General features: G+C 38.3%; 1 pseudogene. It reads right to left on the bottom strand.

Annotated elements, in window-relative coordinates:
* Window positions 1-214: pseudogene (gene thrS, locus V6256_RS15950) on the bottom strand (threonine--tRNA ligase); the annotation flags it as partial.

The raw sequence follows: 214 nt of genomic DNA, 5'->3' as shown, positions 1-214 counted from the left end.
ATCTTTATATTTATCGCAGTGAGCTGATTTCTCCCATAAAGAACGATCTAAGTTCTGCGGTGCTTTCACTTCTTGATAACCAAAGGCAAGCGTTTGCTCACGAATATAACTTTCTAGCTCACGGAAAATAGTCCATCCGTTTGGATGCCAGAATACCATACCTGGTCCTTCTTCTTTAATATGGTAAAGATCTAACTCTGTACCTAATTTAAGA

The sequence above is a fragment of the Psychromonas aquatilis genome (assembly GCF_038155185.1).
GTDB lineage: Bacteria > Pseudomonadota > Gammaproteobacteria > Enterobacterales > Psychromonadaceae > Psychromonas > Psychromonas aquatilis.
This window is presented reverse-complemented; position numbering and strand designations above follow the sequence as displayed.